The organism is Pseudomonas citrullilanati (assembly GCF_030580855.1).
Taxonomy (GTDB): domain Bacteria; phylum Pseudomonadota; class Gammaproteobacteria; order Pseudomonadales; family Pseudomonadaceae; genus Aquipseudomonas; species Aquipseudomonas citrulli.
Window position 1 is genome coordinate 62,122 of record NZ_JAUQOP010000021.1, and the last position, 17,343, is coordinate 79,464.

At 63.6% G+C, this 17,343-nt stretch carries 15 protein-coding genes; 14 read left to right on the plus strand and 1 reads right to left on the minus strand.

What is annotated here, in order from left to right:
• Positions 1-14 precede the first annotated feature (14 nt).
• A complete protein-coding gene (locus Q6A48_RS15370) occupies positions 15-584 on the plus strand; it encodes a lipocalin family protein (RefSeq protein WP_304554953.1) in 570 nt (189 codons plus the stop codon).
• Between the two features lie 135 nt (positions 585-719).
• Here the strand turns inward: Q6A48_RS15370 and Q6A48_RS15375 are convergent, their stop codons facing one another.
• Positions 720-2,084: a formimidoylglutamate deiminase gene (locus Q6A48_RS15375; protein WP_304554954.1), complete on the minus strand. Its 1,365-nt coding sequence runs from the start codon at positions 2,082-2,084 to the stop codon at positions 720-722.
• Positions 2,085-2,227: 143 nt separating this feature from the next.
• Between Q6A48_RS15375 and hutC the strand changes: the two genes are divergently transcribed.
• The 13 genes from hutC to dtd all read left to right on the plus strand — a co-directional run bounded on the left by hutC (position 2,228) and on the right by dtd (position 17,290).
• Entirely contained in the window at positions 2,228-2,938 is a 711-nt protein-coding gene (hutC, locus tag Q6A48_RS15380) for a histidine utilization transcriptional repressor HutC (RefSeq protein ID WP_304554955.1), read from the plus strand.
• Positions 2,935-3,507, plus strand: coding sequence for a HutD/Ves family protein (locus tag Q6A48_RS15385; RefSeq protein WP_304554956.1), 573 nt, complete (start codon positions 2,935-2,937; stop codon positions 3,505-3,507). Before hutC ends, Q6A48_RS15385 begins: the two co-directional genes overlap by 4 nt.
• A 443-nt stretch (positions 3,508-3,950) precedes the next feature.
• Complete coding sequence (hutU, locus tag Q6A48_RS15390; RefSeq protein ID WP_304554957.1) at positions 3,951-5,639, plus strand: urocanate hydratase; 1,689 nt, start codon at positions 3,951-3,953, stop codon at positions 5,637-5,639.
• A gap of 152 nt (positions 5,640-5,791) precedes the next feature.
• Positions 5,792-7,258: a purine-cytosine permease family protein gene (locus tag Q6A48_RS15395; protein WP_304554958.1), complete on the plus strand. Its 1,467-nt coding sequence runs from the start codon at positions 5,792-5,794 to the stop codon at positions 7,256-7,258.
• Positions 7,259-7,327: 69 nt separating this feature from the next.
• The gene (locus Q6A48_RS15400) at positions 7,328-8,296 is read left to right on the plus strand and encodes an ABC transporter substrate-binding protein (protein WP_304554959.1); all 969 of its coding nucleotides are present in this window, start codon (positions 7,328-7,330) and stop codon (positions 8,294-8,296) included.
• A gap of 71 nt (positions 8,297-8,367) precedes the next feature.
• Positions 8,368-9,219, plus strand: coding sequence for an ABC transporter permease (locus tag Q6A48_RS15405; RefSeq protein ID WP_047736151.1), 852 nt, complete (start codon positions 8,368-8,370; stop codon positions 9,217-9,219).
• Complete coding sequence (locus tag Q6A48_RS15410; RefSeq protein WP_304554960.1) at positions 9,216-10,046, plus strand: quaternary amine ABC transporter ATP-binding protein; 831 nt, start codon at positions 9,216-9,218, stop codon at positions 10,044-10,046. The genes Q6A48_RS15405 and Q6A48_RS15410 overlap by 4 nt, the downstream gene beginning before the upstream one ends.
• Before the next feature lie 182 nt (positions 10,047-10,228).
• Positions 10,229-11,752 (plus strand): histidine ammonia-lyase, encoded by a 1,524-nt coding sequence (gene hutH / locus Q6A48_RS15415; RefSeq protein WP_304554961.1) that lies wholly within the window; start codon positions 10,229-10,231, stop codon positions 11,750-11,752.
• Positions 11,753-11,879: 127 nt separating this feature from the next.
• On the plus strand, positions 11,880-13,412 hold the full coding sequence (gene hutH, locus Q6A48_RS15420) for a histidine ammonia-lyase (RefSeq protein ID WP_304554962.1): 1,533 nt from the start codon (positions 11,880-11,882) through the stop codon (positions 13,410-13,412).
• A gap of 205 nt (positions 13,413-13,617) precedes the next feature.
• A complete protein-coding gene (hutI, locus tag Q6A48_RS15425) occupies positions 13,618-14,820 on the plus strand; it encodes an imidazolonepropionase (RefSeq protein ID WP_304554963.1) in 1,203 nt (400 codons plus the stop codon).
• Positions 14,821-14,831: 11 nt separating this feature from the next.
• Positions 14,832-15,635, plus strand: a complete 804-nt coding sequence (gene hutG, locus Q6A48_RS15430; RefSeq protein WP_304554964.1) for an N-formylglutamate deformylase — start codon at positions 14,832-14,834, stop codon at positions 15,633-15,635.
• 249 nt (positions 15,636-15,884) lie between these two features.
• Positions 15,885-16,856, plus strand: coding sequence for a prolyl aminopeptidase (gene pip, locus Q6A48_RS15435; RefSeq protein ID WP_304554965.1), 972 nt, complete (start codon positions 15,885-15,887; stop codon positions 16,854-16,856).
• Positions 16,853-17,290 carry a D-aminoacyl-tRNA deacylase gene (dtd, locus tag Q6A48_RS15440; protein ID WP_304554966.1) on the plus strand — a complete coding sequence of 146 codons (438 nt, stop codon included), beginning with the start codon at positions 16,853-16,855 and terminating at the stop codon, positions 17,288-17,290. Before pip ends, dtd begins: the two co-directional genes overlap by 4 nt.
• Positions 17,291-17,343 lie beyond the last annotated feature (53 nt).

A 17,343-nucleotide genomic window follows, 5' to 3' on the forward strand; every position in this document is an offset into this window, starting at 1 on the left:
CGGGAGTAAAAATAATGATGCGGTTATTGTTAGTGCTTTTAGCCGGCCTGGCTTTGGCTGGCTGTGCCACTTCTGGCGAAGACCCGTTGGCGCCCAAGACGGTCCACAGTGTCAACCTCAAGCGTTACCAAGGGACCTGGTACGAATTGGCCCGCCTGCCGATGTATTTCCAGCGCAACTGCGCGCAATCCGAAGCCCATTACACCCTCAAGCCCGACGGCAACGTAGGCGTGCTCAATCGCTGCCTGACCTCGGACTGGCAGTGGGAAGAAGCCCGCGGCACTGCCACGCCGCAGGTGCCGGGCAAGACCGACAAGCTCTGGGTCGAATTCGACAACTGGTTCTCGCGAATCGTGCCGGGCGTGGCGAAAGGGCAATACTGGGTGTTGTACGTCAGCGACGACTACAAGACCGCCATCGTCGGCGACCCGAGCCGCCGCTACATGTGGTTGCTGTCCCGCACGCCGACCGTCAATAGCGTCGTGCGTGAAGAGCTGCTGAGCAAGGCGCGCCAGCAGGGCTACGACACGACCCGGTTGATCTGGCGAGCGTCGGATCGGCAGATGGCGAAGACCTCGAACTGACTGTCACCCGAAAACCGATGTGGGAGCGAGCTTGCTCGCGATGACGGAATGCCAGTCAACATGTGCGTTGAATGTGAAGGCCTCATCGCGAGCAAGCTCGCTCCCACAGTGGTATTTGCACATTGATTTTTGCGATCAGCCCAGCAGCTCGCGTAACACCTGGGTAAACGCCCGGGTGCTTTCCTCTTCGCCGGCATGACGTCCATCGCGCACAACCCACTGTCCGCCCACCATCACATCACGCACCTGGCGATCACCGCCGGCAAACAGCCAGCGATTGAGGATCCCGTCGCCTTGGGCCGTGGCCAGGTACGGATCCTGGCCGTCGAGCACCAGCCAGTCGGCGCGCTTGCCGGTTTCCAGGGCGCCGATCGGTTGCCCCAAGGCCTGGGCGCCGCCGTCCAGCGCGGCGTCGAACAGGGTTCGCCCCACCATCGGCTGATCCGCTCGATACAACCGGTTACGCCGCTGGTCCCGCAGCCGCTGGCCGTATTCCAGCCAACGCAACTCTTCCACCACGCTCAGCGACACATGGCTGTCGGACCCGATGCCCAGCCGTCCGCCCTGGGCGAGGAAGTCCACGGCCGGGAAAATCCCGTCGCCCAGGTTGGCTTCGGTGGTCAGGCACAGGCCGGCAATCGCCTGGCTCCGGGCCATGAGGCTGACTTCCTGGGCGTTGGCATGGGTGGCATGGACCAGGCACCAACGGCGGTCCACCTCGACATTGTCGTACAGCCATTGCAGCGGACGGGCGCCGCTCCAGCCCAGGCAATCGTCGACTTCCTTCTGCTGCTCGGCGATGTGGATATGCACCGGGCAATGGCGGTCGCTCGCCGCCAGCACGTCGCGGATCTGTTCGGGCGTTACCGCCCGCAGGGAGTGAAAGCACAGGCCCAGCGCCTGGGCGGGTTGCCCGGCCAGGATCGGTTGCAGGTGCGACTGCAGCTTGAGGTAGTTTTCGGTGCTGTTGATGAAGCGACGCTGCCCGTCATTGGGCGCCTGCCCACCGAAGCCGGAATGGCTGTAGAGCACCGGTAGCAAGGTCAGGCCGATCCCGGCGTGGCTGGCGGCCTGGCTGATGCGCAGTGCCAGCTCCGCCGGGTCGGCGTACGGGTTGCCGTCGGTGTCGTGGTGGACATAGTGAAATTCGGCGACCGAGGTGTAGCCGGCCTTGAGCATTTCGATGTACAGCTGCCGGGCGATGACCCCGAGTTGGTCGGGGCTGATTTTTCCGACGAGCCGGTACATCAGGTCGCGCCACGTCCAGAAACTGTCGTTGGGGTTGCCCGCCACTTCCGCCAACCCCGCCATGGCCCGTTGGAAGGCGTGGGAGTGCAGGTTCGGCATGCCCGGCAACAACGGGCCGCCCAGCCGTTCGGCGCCGTCTGCGTGGGAACCGGCCTGGATATGGGTCAGCACGCCTGCGGCGTCGACCTCAAGACGTACATCGTTGGCCCATCCATTAGGCAGCAGTGCGCGTTCGGCAAAGAAGGCGGACATGGTTCAACCTCATCGTGCGGAATTTGTATATACATATACAGACGTTTGCCTGGCCGGTAAACTCCGGCAAGCTAGCCACCTTATTCGCAGAACAGGGAACCGCCGTGCCGACTCCGCCTGCCAAACCACCGCTGGCCGCAAACATGGGTGACAGTCCGGCGCCCTTGTATGCCCGCGTGAAACAGATGATCACCCAGCAGATCGACAGTGGAAACTGGCCGCCGCATTACCGCGTGCCGTCGGAAAGCGAGTTGGTCAGCCAACTGGGTTTCAGCCGCATGACCATCAACCGCGCCCTGCGGGAGATGACCGCCGACGGCCTGTTGGTGCGCATGCAGGGCGTCGGCACGTTCGTCGCCGAACCCAAGAGCCAGTCCGCGTTGTTCGAAGTGCACAACATTGCCGACGAGATCGCCTCCCGTGGCCACCGCCACACCTGCAGGGTCATTACCCTGGAAGAAGAGGCCGCCGGTTCCGAGCGGGCCCTGGCCCTGGACATGCGCGAAGGCCAGAAGGTGTTCCACTCGTTGATCGTGCATTTCGAAAACGACATCCCCGTGCAAATCGAGGATCGTTTCGTCAACGCGCTGGTGGCGCCGGAATACCTCAAGCAGGACTTCACCCTGCAAACGCCCTACGCCTACCTGAACCAGGTCGCGCCGCTGACCGAAGGCGAGCACGTGGTCGAAGCGATCCTCGCCGAGCCGAATGAATGCAAGTTGCTGCAGATCGAGAAGGGCGAACCGTGCCTGTTGATCCGCCGCCGCACCTGGTCGGGACGCCAGCCGGTCACTGCGGCACGGCTGATTCATCCCGGTTCCCGTCACAGTCTGGAAGGGCGGTTTCACAAGTGAGCGACATGAAGATCCTGCGGGCGGCGGATTACCCGCGCATGCCTTGGAAGAACGGCGGTGGCAGCACCGAGGAAATCACCCGGGACGCCGGCACCGGCCTGGAAGGGTTTGGTTGGCGCCTGTCGATTGCCGACATCGCGGAGTCGGGTGGTTTTTCCACCTTCCCCGGTTACGAGCGGATCATCAGCGTGTTGCAGGGTGACGGCATGACCCTCAATGTCGATGGCCAACCCACGCGAGCGTTGCGGCCGCTGGACCCGTTTGCCTTCAGTGGCGAGAGCCAGGTGCATTGCACATTGCTGGGTGGGCCGATCCGCGACTTCAACCTGATCTACGCCCCCCAGCGTTACCGCGCGCGGCTGCAGTGGATGGGGGGCTTGCAGCGCTTTTTCAGTGAGGCGCAGACGGTGCTGGTGTTCAGCGCGGCGCCGGGATTGACGCTCAAGGTCGGTGAATCCGCCGTTGGCCTGGGCCTCTACGATTGTTTGCAACTGACCGGTAACACCGGGTTGGTGGAATTTTCCATCCATGGCCAGTGCTGTGTGATCGAGCTGATTTCAGCTTCTTGAGTACTCTGTGGGAGCAAGGCTTGCCCGCGACGAAGGCGATGCGGTCTGCCAGAAATCGAGTCGCCTGCATCGCGGGCAAGCCTTGCTCCCACAGATAAATCCCCTCGCCACAAAAGCCCCTCTCACTGTTCCCTCCTTGCGCACCAACTTGTTACCGAATGCCCCAGCGTGGCGCAACACCACGCGCCTGGCCCCACTGCGCTCTCGTCTGAAAATACCCTGCCGAAAATTTAATCCGTCCCCACAGCCCTTCAATCCCGGGCTTTCCAGCCGTTTACAAAAAGATTCCCGAACACGTCCTCGATAAGTTGGCCGCTTGATTGCATATGCTTGTACATACAAGTAAAGACGTATGCGTATGAGTGATGTCCATTCAACGCAACGTTCGCAAACGTTCTGCCCGCTGCCGGGCTGGTCTGATTGATCGCTGAGGAGTTTCTGCTGTGACCGACGCTACCCGCAAACCTGAAAAATACCGTGACGTTGAAATTCGCGCCCCTCGCGGGAACACGCTGACCGCCAAGAGCTGGCTGACTGAAGCGCCGCTGCGCATGCTGATGAACAACCTCGACCCGGAAGTGGCCGAGAACCCCAAGGAACTGGTGGTCTACGGTGGCATTGGTCGCGCGGCCCGCAATTGGGAGTGCTACGACAAGATCGTCGAAAGCCTCACCCACCTCAATGAAGATGAAACCCTGCTGGTGCAATCCGGCAAGCCGGTGGGCGTGTTCAAGACCCACAGCAACGCCCCGCGTGTCCTGATCGCCAACTCCAACCTCGTGCCGCACTGGGCCACCTGGGAACATTTCAACGAACTCGACGCCAAGGGCCTGGCCATGTACGGCCAGATGACCGCCGGCAGCTGGATCTACATCGGCAGCCAGGGCATCGTGCAAGGCACTTATGAAACCTTCGTCGAAGCCGGTCGCCAGCATTACGATTCCAACCTCAAGGGCCGCTGGGTCCTGACCGCCGGCCTGGGCGGCATGGGTGGCGCGCAACCGTTGGCCGCCACACTGGCCGGTGCCTGCTCGCTGAACATCGAGTGCCAGCAGGTCAGCATCGATTTCCGCCTCAAGACTCGCTACGTCGACGAGCAAGCCACTGACCTGGACGACGCCCTGGCCCGCATCGAGAAATACACCGCAGAAGGCAAGGCGATTTCCATCGCGCTGTGTGGGAACGCGGCCGAAATCCTGCCGGAAATGGTCCGTCGCGGCGTGCGCCCCGACATGGTCACCGACCAGACCAGCGCCCACGACCCGCTCAACGGCTACCTGCCCGCCGGCTGGACCTGGGACGAATACCGTGCCCGGGCCAAGACCGAGCCTGCCGCCGTGGTGAAAGCCGCCAAGCAATCGATGGCCGTCCACGTCAGGGCCATGCTGGACTTCCAGAAAATGGGCGTGCCGACCTTCGACTACGGCAACAACATTCGCCAGATGGCCCAGGAAGAAGGCGTCGAGAATGCCTTCGATTTCCCCGGTTTCGTCCCGGCCTATATCCGTCCGTTGTTCTGCCGCGGCATCGGCCCGTTCCGCTGGGCCGCGCTGTCGGGTGACCCGCAGGACATCTACAAGACCGACGCCAAGGTCAAGGAACTGATCCCGGACGACGCCCACTTGCACAACTGGCTGGACATGGCGCGCGAGCGCATCAGCTTCCAGGGCTTGCCGGCGCGTATCTGCTGGGTCGGCCTGGGCCAGCGCGCCAAGCTGGGCCTGGCATTCAACGAAATGGTGCGCAGCGGTGAACTGTCGGCGCCGATCGTGATTGGCCGCGACCACCTGGACTCCGGTTCGGTGTCCAGCCCCAACCGCGAGACCGAGTCCATGCAGGACGGCTCCGACGCCGTGTCCGACTGGCCGCTGCTCAACGCCTTGCTCAACACCGCCAGCGGCGCGACCTGGGTGTCGCTGCACCACGGTGGCGGCGTGGGCATGGGCTTCTCCCAGCACTCGGGCATGGTGATCGTCTGCGACGGCACCGATGAAGCCGCCGAGCGTATCGCCCGCGTGCTGCACAACGACCCGGGCACCGGCGTGATGCGTCATGCCGATGCCGGCTACCAGATCGCGATCGATTGCGCGAAGGAGCAGGGGCTGAATTTGCCGATGATCACCGGCAAATAACGCCGGAGCCCATGTGGGAGCGAGCTTGCTCGCGATGAGGGAGTGTCAGTCAACGTCGTTGCCAACTGACAGACCGCGATCGCGAGCAAGCTCGCTCCCACAGGGAGGCAGCGGCGCAAGTGAATTCCAGAACAATCCACAGAGGTTGAACCATGGCCATCAGCAGCACACGTGCAAGCAGCAAGCCGTTGATCGAGAAGCGCTCGATCGACTACATCCCGGAAGCGGAGCGGCACGGCCGATTGTTCAGTCAGTTCACCCTATGGATGGGGGCCAACCTGCAGATCACCGCCATTGTCACCGGCGCCTTGGCGGTGGTGCTGGGCGGTGATGTGTTCTGGTCGTTGATCGGCTTGCTGATCGGCCAACTGCTCGGCGGTGGCGTCATGGCGTTGCATGCCGCCCAGGGGCCCAAGCTCGGCCTGCCGCAGATGATTTCCAGCCGGGTGCAGTTCGGTGTGTATGGCGCGGCCATCCCGATCGTGCTGGTGTGCCTGATGTACCTGGGTTTCACCGCAACCGGGACGGTGCTTTCCGGCCAGGCGCTGGGCCAATTGTTTGGCGTCAGCGACAGTGCCGGGATCCTCATGTTCGCCAGCGTCATCGTGCTGGTCACGGTGCTGGGCTATCGGGTGATCCACTTCATTGGCAGGGTTGCCAGCGTGATCGGGGTGATCGCCTTCGTTTATCTGTTCGCCCGGCTGATCAGCCAGACGGACGTTGGCGCACTCCTGCAAATCCGCCATTTCAGCTGGAGCAGCTTTCTTTTGGCGGTGTCGCTCGCGGCCTCCTGGCAGATCGCCTTCGGCCCCTACGTGGCGGACTATTCGCGCTACCTGCCGAGCGAGACATCCTCGGTGAAAACCTTTTTCGCCGCCGGCGCCGGTTCGGTGATCGGTGCCCAGGTGGCGATGATCCTCGGCGTGTTTGCCGCCGCTTCGGCCAACGGGCAGTTCGCCGGTCACGAAGTGGCCTACATCGTCGGCCTGGGCGGGGCGGGTGCCACCGCCGCGCTGCTGTACTTCAGCATCGCGTTTGGCAAGGTGACCATTTCCACGCTGAACTCCTATGGCAGCTTCATGTGCATAGCGACCATCATCAGCGGCTTCCGTGGCCACCTGAACGTCACGCGCTTGCAGCGCCTGGTCTTCGTGCTGGTCATCGTCGGTGCCGCGACCCTGATCGCGCTGCTCGGCCAGCACTCGTTCCTGGGGGCGTTCAAGTCTTTCATCCTGTTCTTGCTGGCGTTCTTCACGCCCTGGAGCGCGATCAACCTGGTGGACTACTACTGCATCACCCGCGAGCGCTATGACGTGCCGGCCCTGGCCGACCCGAACGGCCGCTACGGTCGCTGGAACGCGCTGGGTATCGGCATCTATGCCTTGGGCGTACTGGTCCAGTTGCCGTTCATTTCTACCAAGTTCTACACCGGTCCGCTGGTGGCGGCGATGGGGGACGTGGACATCTCCTGGATCATCGGCCTGGTGGTTCCGGCGGCGCTGTACTTCGTCCTTGCCAAACGCTGGCATGGCGCTGTACCCGACCAATTGATCCTGCCGGTCGAGCAGGACACGGTTGACGCACAACCGAGCAGGGCGGGCCGCGTTCACGCGGTCTGATGGACGTTGACAGGGCTGGATGCCTCTTGACTGCCGCAAGCCAACTCAAATGATTAGGAGCGTCACACAATGAAATCGAACAAGACCCTGCTGACCACCTTGCTTTCCATGGGCCTGCTGGCCAGTGCCGGCGCCACGCAAGCGGCGGGTTGGTGCGAGTCGGGCAAACCGGTGAAATTCGCCGGCCTGAACTGGGAAAGCGGCATGCTGCTGACTGACGTCCTGCAAGTGGTGTTGGAAAAAGGCTACGGCTGCAAGACCGACAGCCTGCCAGGCAACTCCATCACCATGGAAAACGCCTTGAGCAGCAACGACATCCAGGTGTTTGCCGAAGAGTGGGTCGGCCGCAGCGAAGTCTGGAACAAGGCCGAGAAGGCCGGCAAGGTGGTGGGCGTCGGCGCACCGGTGGTGGGCGCCATCGAAGGCTGGTACGTGCCGCGCTACGTGGTGGAAGGCGATGCCAAGCGCAAGCTCGAAGCCAAGGCGCCAGGCTTGAAGAACATCGCTGACCTGGGCCAGTACGCCGCCGTTTTCAAGGATCCGGAGGAACCGTCCAAGGGCCGTTTCTACAATTGCCCGGCCGGTTGGACCTGCGAGCTGGACAACAGCGAAATGCTGAAGAGCTATGGCCTGGAAAATACCTACACCAACTTCCGTCCAGGCACCGGCCCGGCGCTGGATGCCGCCGTGCTGTCGAGCTACAAGCGTGGCGAGCCGATCCTGTTCTACTACTGGTCGCCCACGCCGCTGATGGGCCAGGTGGACTTGGTGAAACTGGAAGAAAAGCCGGGCGTGGACAAGAGCGTGAGCATCAAGGTCGGCCTGTCCAAGACCTTCCACGACGAGGCACCGGAGCTGGTGGCGGTGCTGGAGAAGGTCAACCTGCCCATCGATATCCTGAACCAGAACCTGGGGCGCATGGCCAAAGAGCGGATCGAGTCGCCAAAACTGGCGAAGATCTTCCTGAAGGAACATCCTGAAGTCTGGCACGCCTGGGTAAGCGCAGACGCTGCCAAGAAAATCGACGCGGCTCTGTAGGTCGAATACTTCCCGGCCAACCGAGGTGTTGGTCGGGACGTTCACCGCATCCCTCTGATCGAGAGTCTCTTATGTTTCCCGAAAGCTTTACCTTCTCCATCGCTGATTGGGTCAACGGTTGGGTCGATTCGCTGGTGACCAACTATGGCGATGTGTTCCGGCACATCTCCGACACGTTGCTGTGGGCCATCGTCAACCTCGAAGGCCTGCTGCGCCTGGCACCCTGGTGGCTGATGCTGGCCATCGTCGGTGGCATTGCCTGGCACGCCACGCGCAAGGTCGTGGCCACGGCGGTGATCGTCGGCCTGCTGTTCCTGGTGGGCGCGGTGGGCCTGTGGGACAAGCTCATGCAGACCCTCGCGCTGATGCTGGTGGCGACGCTGATCTCGGTGCTGATCGGCATTCCGCTGGGGATCCTCTCGGCGCGCAGCAATCGCCTGCGTTCGGTGCTGATGCCGTTGCTGGACATCATGCAGACCATGCCCAGCTTCGTGTACCTGATCCCGGTGTTGATGCTGTTCGGCCTGGGCAAGGTCCCGGCGATCTTCGCCACCGTGATCTACGCGGCGCCGCCGTTGATTCGCCTGACCGACCTGGGGATTCGCCAGGTGGACGGCGAGGTGATGGAAGCCATCAATGCCTTCGGCGCCAACCGCTGGCAACAACTGTTCGGTGTGCAGCTGCCCCTGGCCCTGCCGAGCATCATGGCCGGGATCAACCAGACCACCATGATGGCCCTGTCGATGGTGGTCATCGCCTCGATGATCGGCGCCCGCGGCCTGGGCGAAGACGTGCTGGTGGGCATTCAGACCCTCAACGTCGGGCGCGGCCTGGAAGCCGGCCTGGCCATCGTGATTCTCGCCGTGGTCATCGACCGCATTACCCAGGCCTATGGTCGTCCTCGGCACGAGGTGAGCAAATGAGCAACGCAGCCATCAGCAAAATCGAAGTCAGGAACGTCTTCAAGACCTTCGGCAATCGGTCCCGGGACGCCCTGGACCTGATCCGCCAGAACAAGACCAAGGACCAGGTGCTGGCCGAAACCGGTTGCGTGGTCGGGGTGAACGACCTGTCGCTGAGCATCGGCACCGGCGAGATCTTCGTGATCATGGGCCTGTCCGGTTCCGGCAAGTCCACGTTGGTGCGCCACTTCAACCGGCTGATCGATCCCACCAGTGGCGCGATCCTGGTGGACGGCGAGGACATCCTGCAACTGGACATGGACGCCTTGCGCGAATTTCGCCGGCACAAGATCAGCATGGTGTTCCAGAGCTTCGGCCTGCTGCCCCATAAAAGCGTGCTGGACAACGTCGCCTATGGCCTGAAGGTGCGGGGCGAAAGCAAACAGGTCTGCACCGAGCGGGCACTGCACTGGATCAATACCGTGGGCCTGAAGGGCTACGAGAACAAATACCCGCACCAGCTCTCCGGTGGCATGCGCCAGCGCGTGGGCCTGGCCCGGGCATTGGCGGCGGACACCGACATCATCCTGATGGACGAAGCCTTCAGCGCCCTCGACCCACTGATCCGCGCGGAGATGCAAGACCAGTTGCTGGAACTGCAAAAGACCTTGCACAAGACCATCGTGTTCATCACCCACGACCTCGACGAGGCCGTGCGCATCGGCAACCGCATCGCGATCCTCAAGGACGGCAGGCTGATCCAGGTCGGCACGCCCCGGGAGATCCTGCATTCGCCGGCCGATGAATATGTCGATCGGTTCGTGCAGCGGCGGGCGGCGGTGGTGTGAGGCCTGGTGCAGTTGTGGCGAGGGGATTTATCCCCGTCGGGCTGCGTAGCAGCCCCAAACCAGGCAGTGAAATCAGCCTGACACAACTGGGCCGGAAATATTGGGGCCGCTTCGCGACCCAGCGGGGATAAATCCCCTCGCCACAAATGTTATTGGCAATTTATATGTGCATGAGGCTCTAGATGTCCCAGGCTGAAAAAATCATCATCGCCGACGCCCCCCTGCGCTGGCAGGACGTGGTCGCCGTCGCCCGTTTCGGTGCCCGGCTCGAGCTGTCGGCCCAGGCCTGGGCGCGGATCGACAATGCCCAGGCCATCGTCCAGCGCATCGTCGCAAGCGGCGAGCGCGCCTATGGCGTCAACACCGGCCTGGGGGCCCTGTGCAATGTCTCGCTAAAGGACGAGCAACTCAGCCAGCTGTCGCGCAACACCCTGCTCAGCCATGCCTGCGGCGTGGGCGCGCCGCTGGCCGATGAACAGGTCCGGGCGATTCTCTGCGCCGCCGTCCTCAACTACAGCCAGGGCAAGTCCGGCATTCATCGCCGGGTGGTCGAGGCGCTGCTAGCGTTGCTCAATCGCGGCATCACCCCGCAGGTGCCCTCCCAGGGTTCGGTGGGTTACCTGACCCACATGGCCCACATCAGCATTGCGCTGCTGGGCGTCGGCCAGGTCAGCCATCGCGGGCACATCGTGTCGGCGCAACAGGCTCTTGCCGCCGAAGGCCTGCAACCAGTGCAGCTGGGGGCCAAGGACGGTTTGTGCCTGGTCAACGGCACGCCGTGCATGACCGGCCTCAGTTGCCTGGCCCTGGCCGACGCGACGCGCCTGCTGCAATGGGCCGACGTGGTCGGCGCCATGAGCTTCGAAGCCCAGCGCGGACAGATTGCCGCGTTCGACGCCGAGATCATCGCCCTCAAGCCACATCCCGGCATGCAGCAGGTTGGCGCTAACTTGCGTGCGCTGCTCGATGGCAGTGAAGTCATCGCCACCAGCCTGGGCATTCGCACCCAGGATGCCTTGAGCATCCGTTCGATTCCCCAGGTGCACGGTGCCGCTCGCGATCAGTTGGCCCACGCGCGGCAACAGATCGAGACCGAACTCAACGCCGCCACCGATAACCCGCTGCTGCTGGGCACGCCGGAGCACTTCCGGGTGATGTCCCAGGCCAATCCCCACGGCCAGTCGGTGGCGTTGGCGGCCGACCTGCTGGCGGTCGCCATGGCGGAGATCGGCTCCATCGCCGAGCGCCGCCTCGACCGATTGATCAATCCGCATGTCAGCGGCCTGCCGGCTTTCCTGGTGGCCAACCCCGGGGTGAACTCGGGGATGATGATCGTGCAGTACGTCGCCGCCTCGCTGTGTGCGGAAAATCGCCAGTTGGCGCAACCGGCGGTGCTGGACAACTACGTGACCTCGGGCTTGCAGGAGGATCACCTGAGCATGGGCACCAACGCTGCCCTGAAACTGCACAGGGCGCTGGAAAACTGCACGCAGATCCTCGCCATCGAGTACCTGTTGGCCGCCCAGGCTTTTGAATTTCTCCAGGCGCAGCGTTTCGGGGCGGGTACCCATCTCGCCTGGAAACTGCTGCGCGAGCGGGTTCCACCCTACGACCAGGACCGCTGGCTGGCGCCGGACATCGCCAGCGCCGCCGCGCTGCTGAAGGATCCCCGCGTGCTGCACGATGCGTTACCGAATCTGAATTGATCAAAACCGCCAGCGTGCCAAGGCACCTCATGCCCACAAGGCGTCGCCCAAAAGGCGAAGGTGACGGATAACGGAACATTCCGGAGCGACTGGCGGATACATAAAAAACTCTCAAAAGGAGCAGCAAATGACAGCGTTGAACTTGATCCCCGGCCAACTGAGCCTGGCTCAATTGCGTGACATCTACCAGCACCCCGTGACGCTGAGCCTCGACGCCAGTGCCTCGGCGCAAATCGAAGCCAGCGTGGCGTGCGTGGAACAGATCCTCGCCGAAAACCGTACCGCCTACGGCATCAACACCGGTTTCGGCCTGCTGGCCTCGACCCGCATCGCCAGCCAGGACCTGGAAAACCTGCAGCGCTCGCTGGTGCTGTCCCATGCCGCCGGCGTGGGCGAGCCGATCAGCGATGCGCTGGTGCGGTTGATCATGGTGCTCAAGGTCAACAGTCTGAGCCGGGGTTTTTCCGGCATTCGCCGGCAGGTGATCGATGCGCTGATCGCGCTGGTCAATGCCGAGGTCTATCCGCACATTCCGCTCAAGGGCTCGGTCGGCGCTTCCGGCGACCTCGCGCCACTGGCCCACATGTCCCTGGTGCTGCTGGGTGAAGGCAAGGCGCGCTACAAGGGCGAATGGCTGCCGGCCGTCGAGGCGTTGAAGGTCGCAGGGCTCGCACCGCTGACCCTGGCCGCGAAAGAAGGCCTGGCGCTGCTCAATGGCACTCAAGTGTCCACCGCGTTCGCCCTGCGTGGCCTGTTCGAAGGCGAAGACCTGTTCGCCGGCGCCCTGGCCCTCGGCAGCCTGACCGTGGAAGCGGTGCTCGGCTCGCGCTCGCCGTTCGATGCGCGGATCCATGCCGCCCGTGGCCAGAAAGGCCAGATCGATGCCGCTGCCGCGTACCGCGACCTGTTGGGCGAGCGCAGCGAAGTTTCCGCGTCGCACCAGAACTGCGACAAGGTCCAGGACCCGTACTCCCTGCGGTGCCAGCCACAAGTGATGGGCGCCTGCCTGACCCAGTTCCGCCAGGCCGCCGAGGTGCTGGTGATCGAAGCCAACGCCGTGTCGGACAACCCGCTGGTGTTCGCCGCCGAGGGTGACGTGATTTCCGGCGGCAACTTCCACGCCGAGCCCGTGGCCATGGCCGCCGATAACCTGGCCCTGGCGATCGCGGAAATCGGTTCGCTGAGCGAACGGCGCATTTCGCTGATGATGGACAAGCACATGTCGCAGTTGCCGCCGTTCCTGGTGGGCAACGGTGGGGTCAACTCCGGCTTCATGATCGCCCAGGTCACCGCTGCCGCCCTGGCGAGCGAGAACAAGGCCCTGGCCCATCCCCATTCGGTGGACAGCCTGCCGACTTCCGCCAACCAGGAGGACCATGTGTCCATGGCCCCCGCCGCGGGCAAGCGCCTGTGGGAAATGGCCGAGAACACTCGCGGGATCCTGGCGGTGGAATGGCTGGCGGCGTGCCAGGGGCTGGACCTGCGCGGTGGCCTGAAGACCTCGCCGAAGCTGGAACAAGCCAGGGCGTTGCTCCGTGCGGAGGTGCCTTTTTATGAGAAGGACCGGTTCTTCGCGCCGGACATCAACGCGGCGAGCGAGCTGCTGGCGAGCCGGTGCCTGAACGAACTGGTCACGGCGCAGTTGTTGCCGAGCCTGTAAGGGCGTCATCGCGAGCAGGTACATGAGCTTGATCAGCATCGATACCTGTGGGAGCGGGCTTGCTCGCGAAAGCAAAGGGTCAGCTTGCATCAATGTTGAATGTGCTGCCGTCTTCGCGAGCAAGCCCGCTCCCACGGGTCTGTGCGGTACTTGTGGGAGCGAGCCTGCTCGCGAATCGATTTTGAACAAGACGAGGAGACTCGGGATGAAAACCCTCTGGCAAAACTGCCACGCCGCCACCATGGCCCAGGGCGTCTACTCGATCATTGAAGACGCCGCCATCGTCACCCAGGGCGAGCACATCCACTGGATCGGCCCGCGTGCCGAATTGCCGGCGGGTGACTATCCGGCGGTCAACGACCTCAAGGGCGCCTGGGTCACCCCCGGCCTGATCGACTGCCACACCCACACCGTGTTCGGCGGTAACCGCAGCGGCGAATTCGAACAACGCCTGCAAGGTGTCAGCTACGCCGAGATCGCCGCGGCCGGCGGCGGCATCGCCAGCACCGTTCGGGCGACCCGCGCCGCCAGCGAAGAAGAACTGTTCGCCAGCGCCGCCCAGCGCCTGAAGAGCCTGATGCGCGACGGCGTGACCACGGTTGAAATCAAGTCCGGCTACGGCCTCGACCTGGCCAGCGAGCGCAAGATCCTGCGGGTCATCCGGCGCCTGGGCGCCGAGTTACCGGTGAGCGTGCGCAGCACCTGCTTGGCGGCCCACGCCTTACCACCTGAATACACCGACCGTGCCGATGACTACATCGAGCATATCTGCGCCGAGATGCTGCCGACCCTGGCGGCGGAAGGGCTGGTGGACGCCGTGGATGCCTTTTGCGAGTACCTGGCGTTTTCCCCCGCGCAGGTCGAGCGGGTGTTTATCACCGCGCAACAGCTGGGCCTGCCGGTGAAGCTGCATGCCGAGCAGTTGTCGTCGTTGCACGGTTCGAGCCTGGCGGCCCGTTACCAGGCGCTGTCGGCGGATCACCTGGAATTCATGACCGAGGACGACGCCATCGCCATGGCCCAGTCCGGCACGGTGGCGGTGTTGCTGCCGGGGGCGTTCTACTTCCTGCGCGAAACCCAGCTGCCGCCGATGGAGGCCCTGCGCAAGCACGGCGTGAAGATCGCCGTGGCGAGCGACCTCAACCCCGGTACCTCGCCAGCGCTGTCGGTGCGCCTGATGTTGAACATGGCTTGCACCTGTTTCCGGATGACGCCGGAAGAAGCCTTGGCCGGCGTGACGATCCACGCCGCCCAGGCCCTGGGCATGGCTCGCACCCACGGTTCGCTGGAGGTCGGCAAGGTGGCGGATTTCGTCGCCTGGCACATTGATCGCCCGGCCGACCTTGCGTACTGGCTCGGTGGTGAACTGGAAAAACGCGTCGTGCGTCACGGCGTTGAAATCGATTGAGGAGAACGCTTGTGGAGAAGGTCCTGAATTTCACCCAGGGGCGCGTGCCGCTGTTGATCAGCATGCCTCACGCCGGCCTGCGCCTGACGCCGGCGGTGGAGGCCGGGTTGATCGCCGAGGCCCGGAGCCTGCCGGACACCGACTGGCACATCCCCAGGCTCTACGACTTTGCCGCCGAGCTGGGCGCCAGCACGTTGTGCGCCGAGTATTCGCGCTTCGTCATCGACCTGAACCGTCCGTCCGACGACAAGCCGATGTACGTGGGCGCCACCACCGGTTTGTACCCGGCGACGCTGTTCGATGGCGTGCCGTTGTTCCGCGAAGGGCAGGCGCCATCCACCGAGGAACGGGCGACCTACCTGCAACAGGTGTGGATGCCTTACCACCAGGCCTTGCAGCAAGAACTGGCACGGCTCAAGGCCGAGTTCGGCTACGCCTTGCTGTTCGACGCCCACTCGATCCGCTCGGTGATCCCGCACCTGTTCGACGGCAAGCTGCCGGACTTCAACCTCGGCACTTTCAACGGGGCCAGCTGCGACCCGGCCCTGGCGAGCCAGCTCGAAGCCATCTGCGCCCGTCACGACGCCTTCACCCACGTGCTCAACGGCCGCTTCAAGGGCGGGCACATCACCCGGCAATACGGCAACCCGGCCGAACACATCCACGCGGTGCAACTGGAACTGTGCCAGAGCACCTACATGGAAGAGTTCGAGCCGTTCAACTATCGAGCGGACCTGGCGGCGCCGACCCGGGTGGTGATCCGGGAACTGCTCGAAGGCCTGCTGGCGTGGGGGCGCAAGACCTACAAGAAGTAAAGGCTGGCGGGCACTGTGTGGCGAGGGGATTTATCCCCGTCGGGTCGCGAAGCGGCCCCGACACTGCGCACGTCCTGCCGACCGTGCGGGGCTGCTGCGCCGTCCAGCGGGGATAAATCCCCTCGCCACAAGGTTCTCTGTTGTTTGGGCGGGGGGCATGCTCATTGAGGGCATTCGGGTTTATGATGCCGGACGGCAGACTAAATAGAAGTCCCCACAGGGATGACTCGACCCCTTACGGAGCGCGCAATGCAGACTTTGTTCCCGCAGATCAAACCCCATGCCCGGCACGATCTGGCTGTCGATGAAACCCACACGCTCTATGTCGATGAAAGCGGCTCTCCGGAAGGCCTGCCGGTGGTGTTCATTCACGGTGGCCCGGGTGCCGGCTGCGATGCCCAGAGTCGTCGCTACTTCGATCCGAACCTGTACCGCATCGTCACCTTCGACCAGCGTGGCTGCGGTCGTTCCACGCCCCACGCCAGCCTGGAAAACAACACCACCTGGGACCTGGTCGAAGACCTGGAGCGTATTCGCAAGCACCTGGGCATCGAGAAGTGGGTGCTGTTCGGCGGCTCCTGGGGCTCGACCCTGGCCCTGGCCTACGCCCAGACGCATCCGGAGCGGGTCCACGGCCTGATCCTGCGCGGGATCTTCCTCTGCCGTCCGCAGGAAATCGAATGGTTCTACCAGGCCGGCGCCAGCCGCCTGTTTCCCGACTACTGGCAGGACTACATCGCCCCGATCCCGCTGGACGAACGGGACGACCTGCTGGCCGCCTTCCACAAGCGCCTGATCGGCAACGACCAGATCGCCCAGATGCATGCGGCCAAGGCCTGGTCCATCTGGGAAGGACGCACCGCGACCCTGCGCCCGAACCCGCTGGTGGTCGATCGCTTCTCCGAGCCGCAGCGCGCGCTGTCGATCGCCCGGATCGAATGCCACTACTTCACCAACAACGCCTTCCTCGAACCCAACCAGTTGATCCGCGACATGGGCAAGATCGCTCACCTGCCGGGCGTGATCGTGCACGGCCGCTATGACGTGATCTGTCCGCTGGACAATGCCTGGGAACTGCACCAGAACTGGCCCAACAGCGAATTGCAGGTGATCCGCGACGCCGGGCACGCCGCCTCGGAGCCGGGCATCACCGATGCGCTGGTGCGCGCCGCCGGCCAAATGGCCCGGCGCCTGCTCGACCTGCCGCCCGAAGAAGCATGAAGGGCCTGCTGCAACGGGTCCGCGGCGCCCGGGTGGAAGTCGCCGGGGAAGTGGTCGGGGCCGTGGACCAGGGGTTGCTGGTGCTGGTGGCGGTCGAGCCTGAAGATACCCGGGCCAGTGCCGACAAACTGCTGCATAAGCTGCTTAACTATCGAGTGTTCAGTGACGCCGACGGCAAGATGAACCTGTCCCTGGCCGACGTGGGCGGTGGCTTGCTGCTGGTGTCGCAATTCACCCTGGCGGCAGACACCAAAAGCGGTTTGCGCCCGAGCTTCTCGACGGCTGCGCCGCCTGCCCAGGGAGAAGCGCTGTTCGACTATCTGGTCATGCAGGCGAAACAGGTGCATGGCACTGTGGCATCAGGTAGATTCGGCGCCGACATGCAGGTCCATCTGGTCAACGATGGGCCGGTAACGTTCCTGTTACAGGTCTGAAAGCGTTTGAAACATCTTTTCAGGCGTTTTTCCGGGAGAAACTAGGAGTTTTC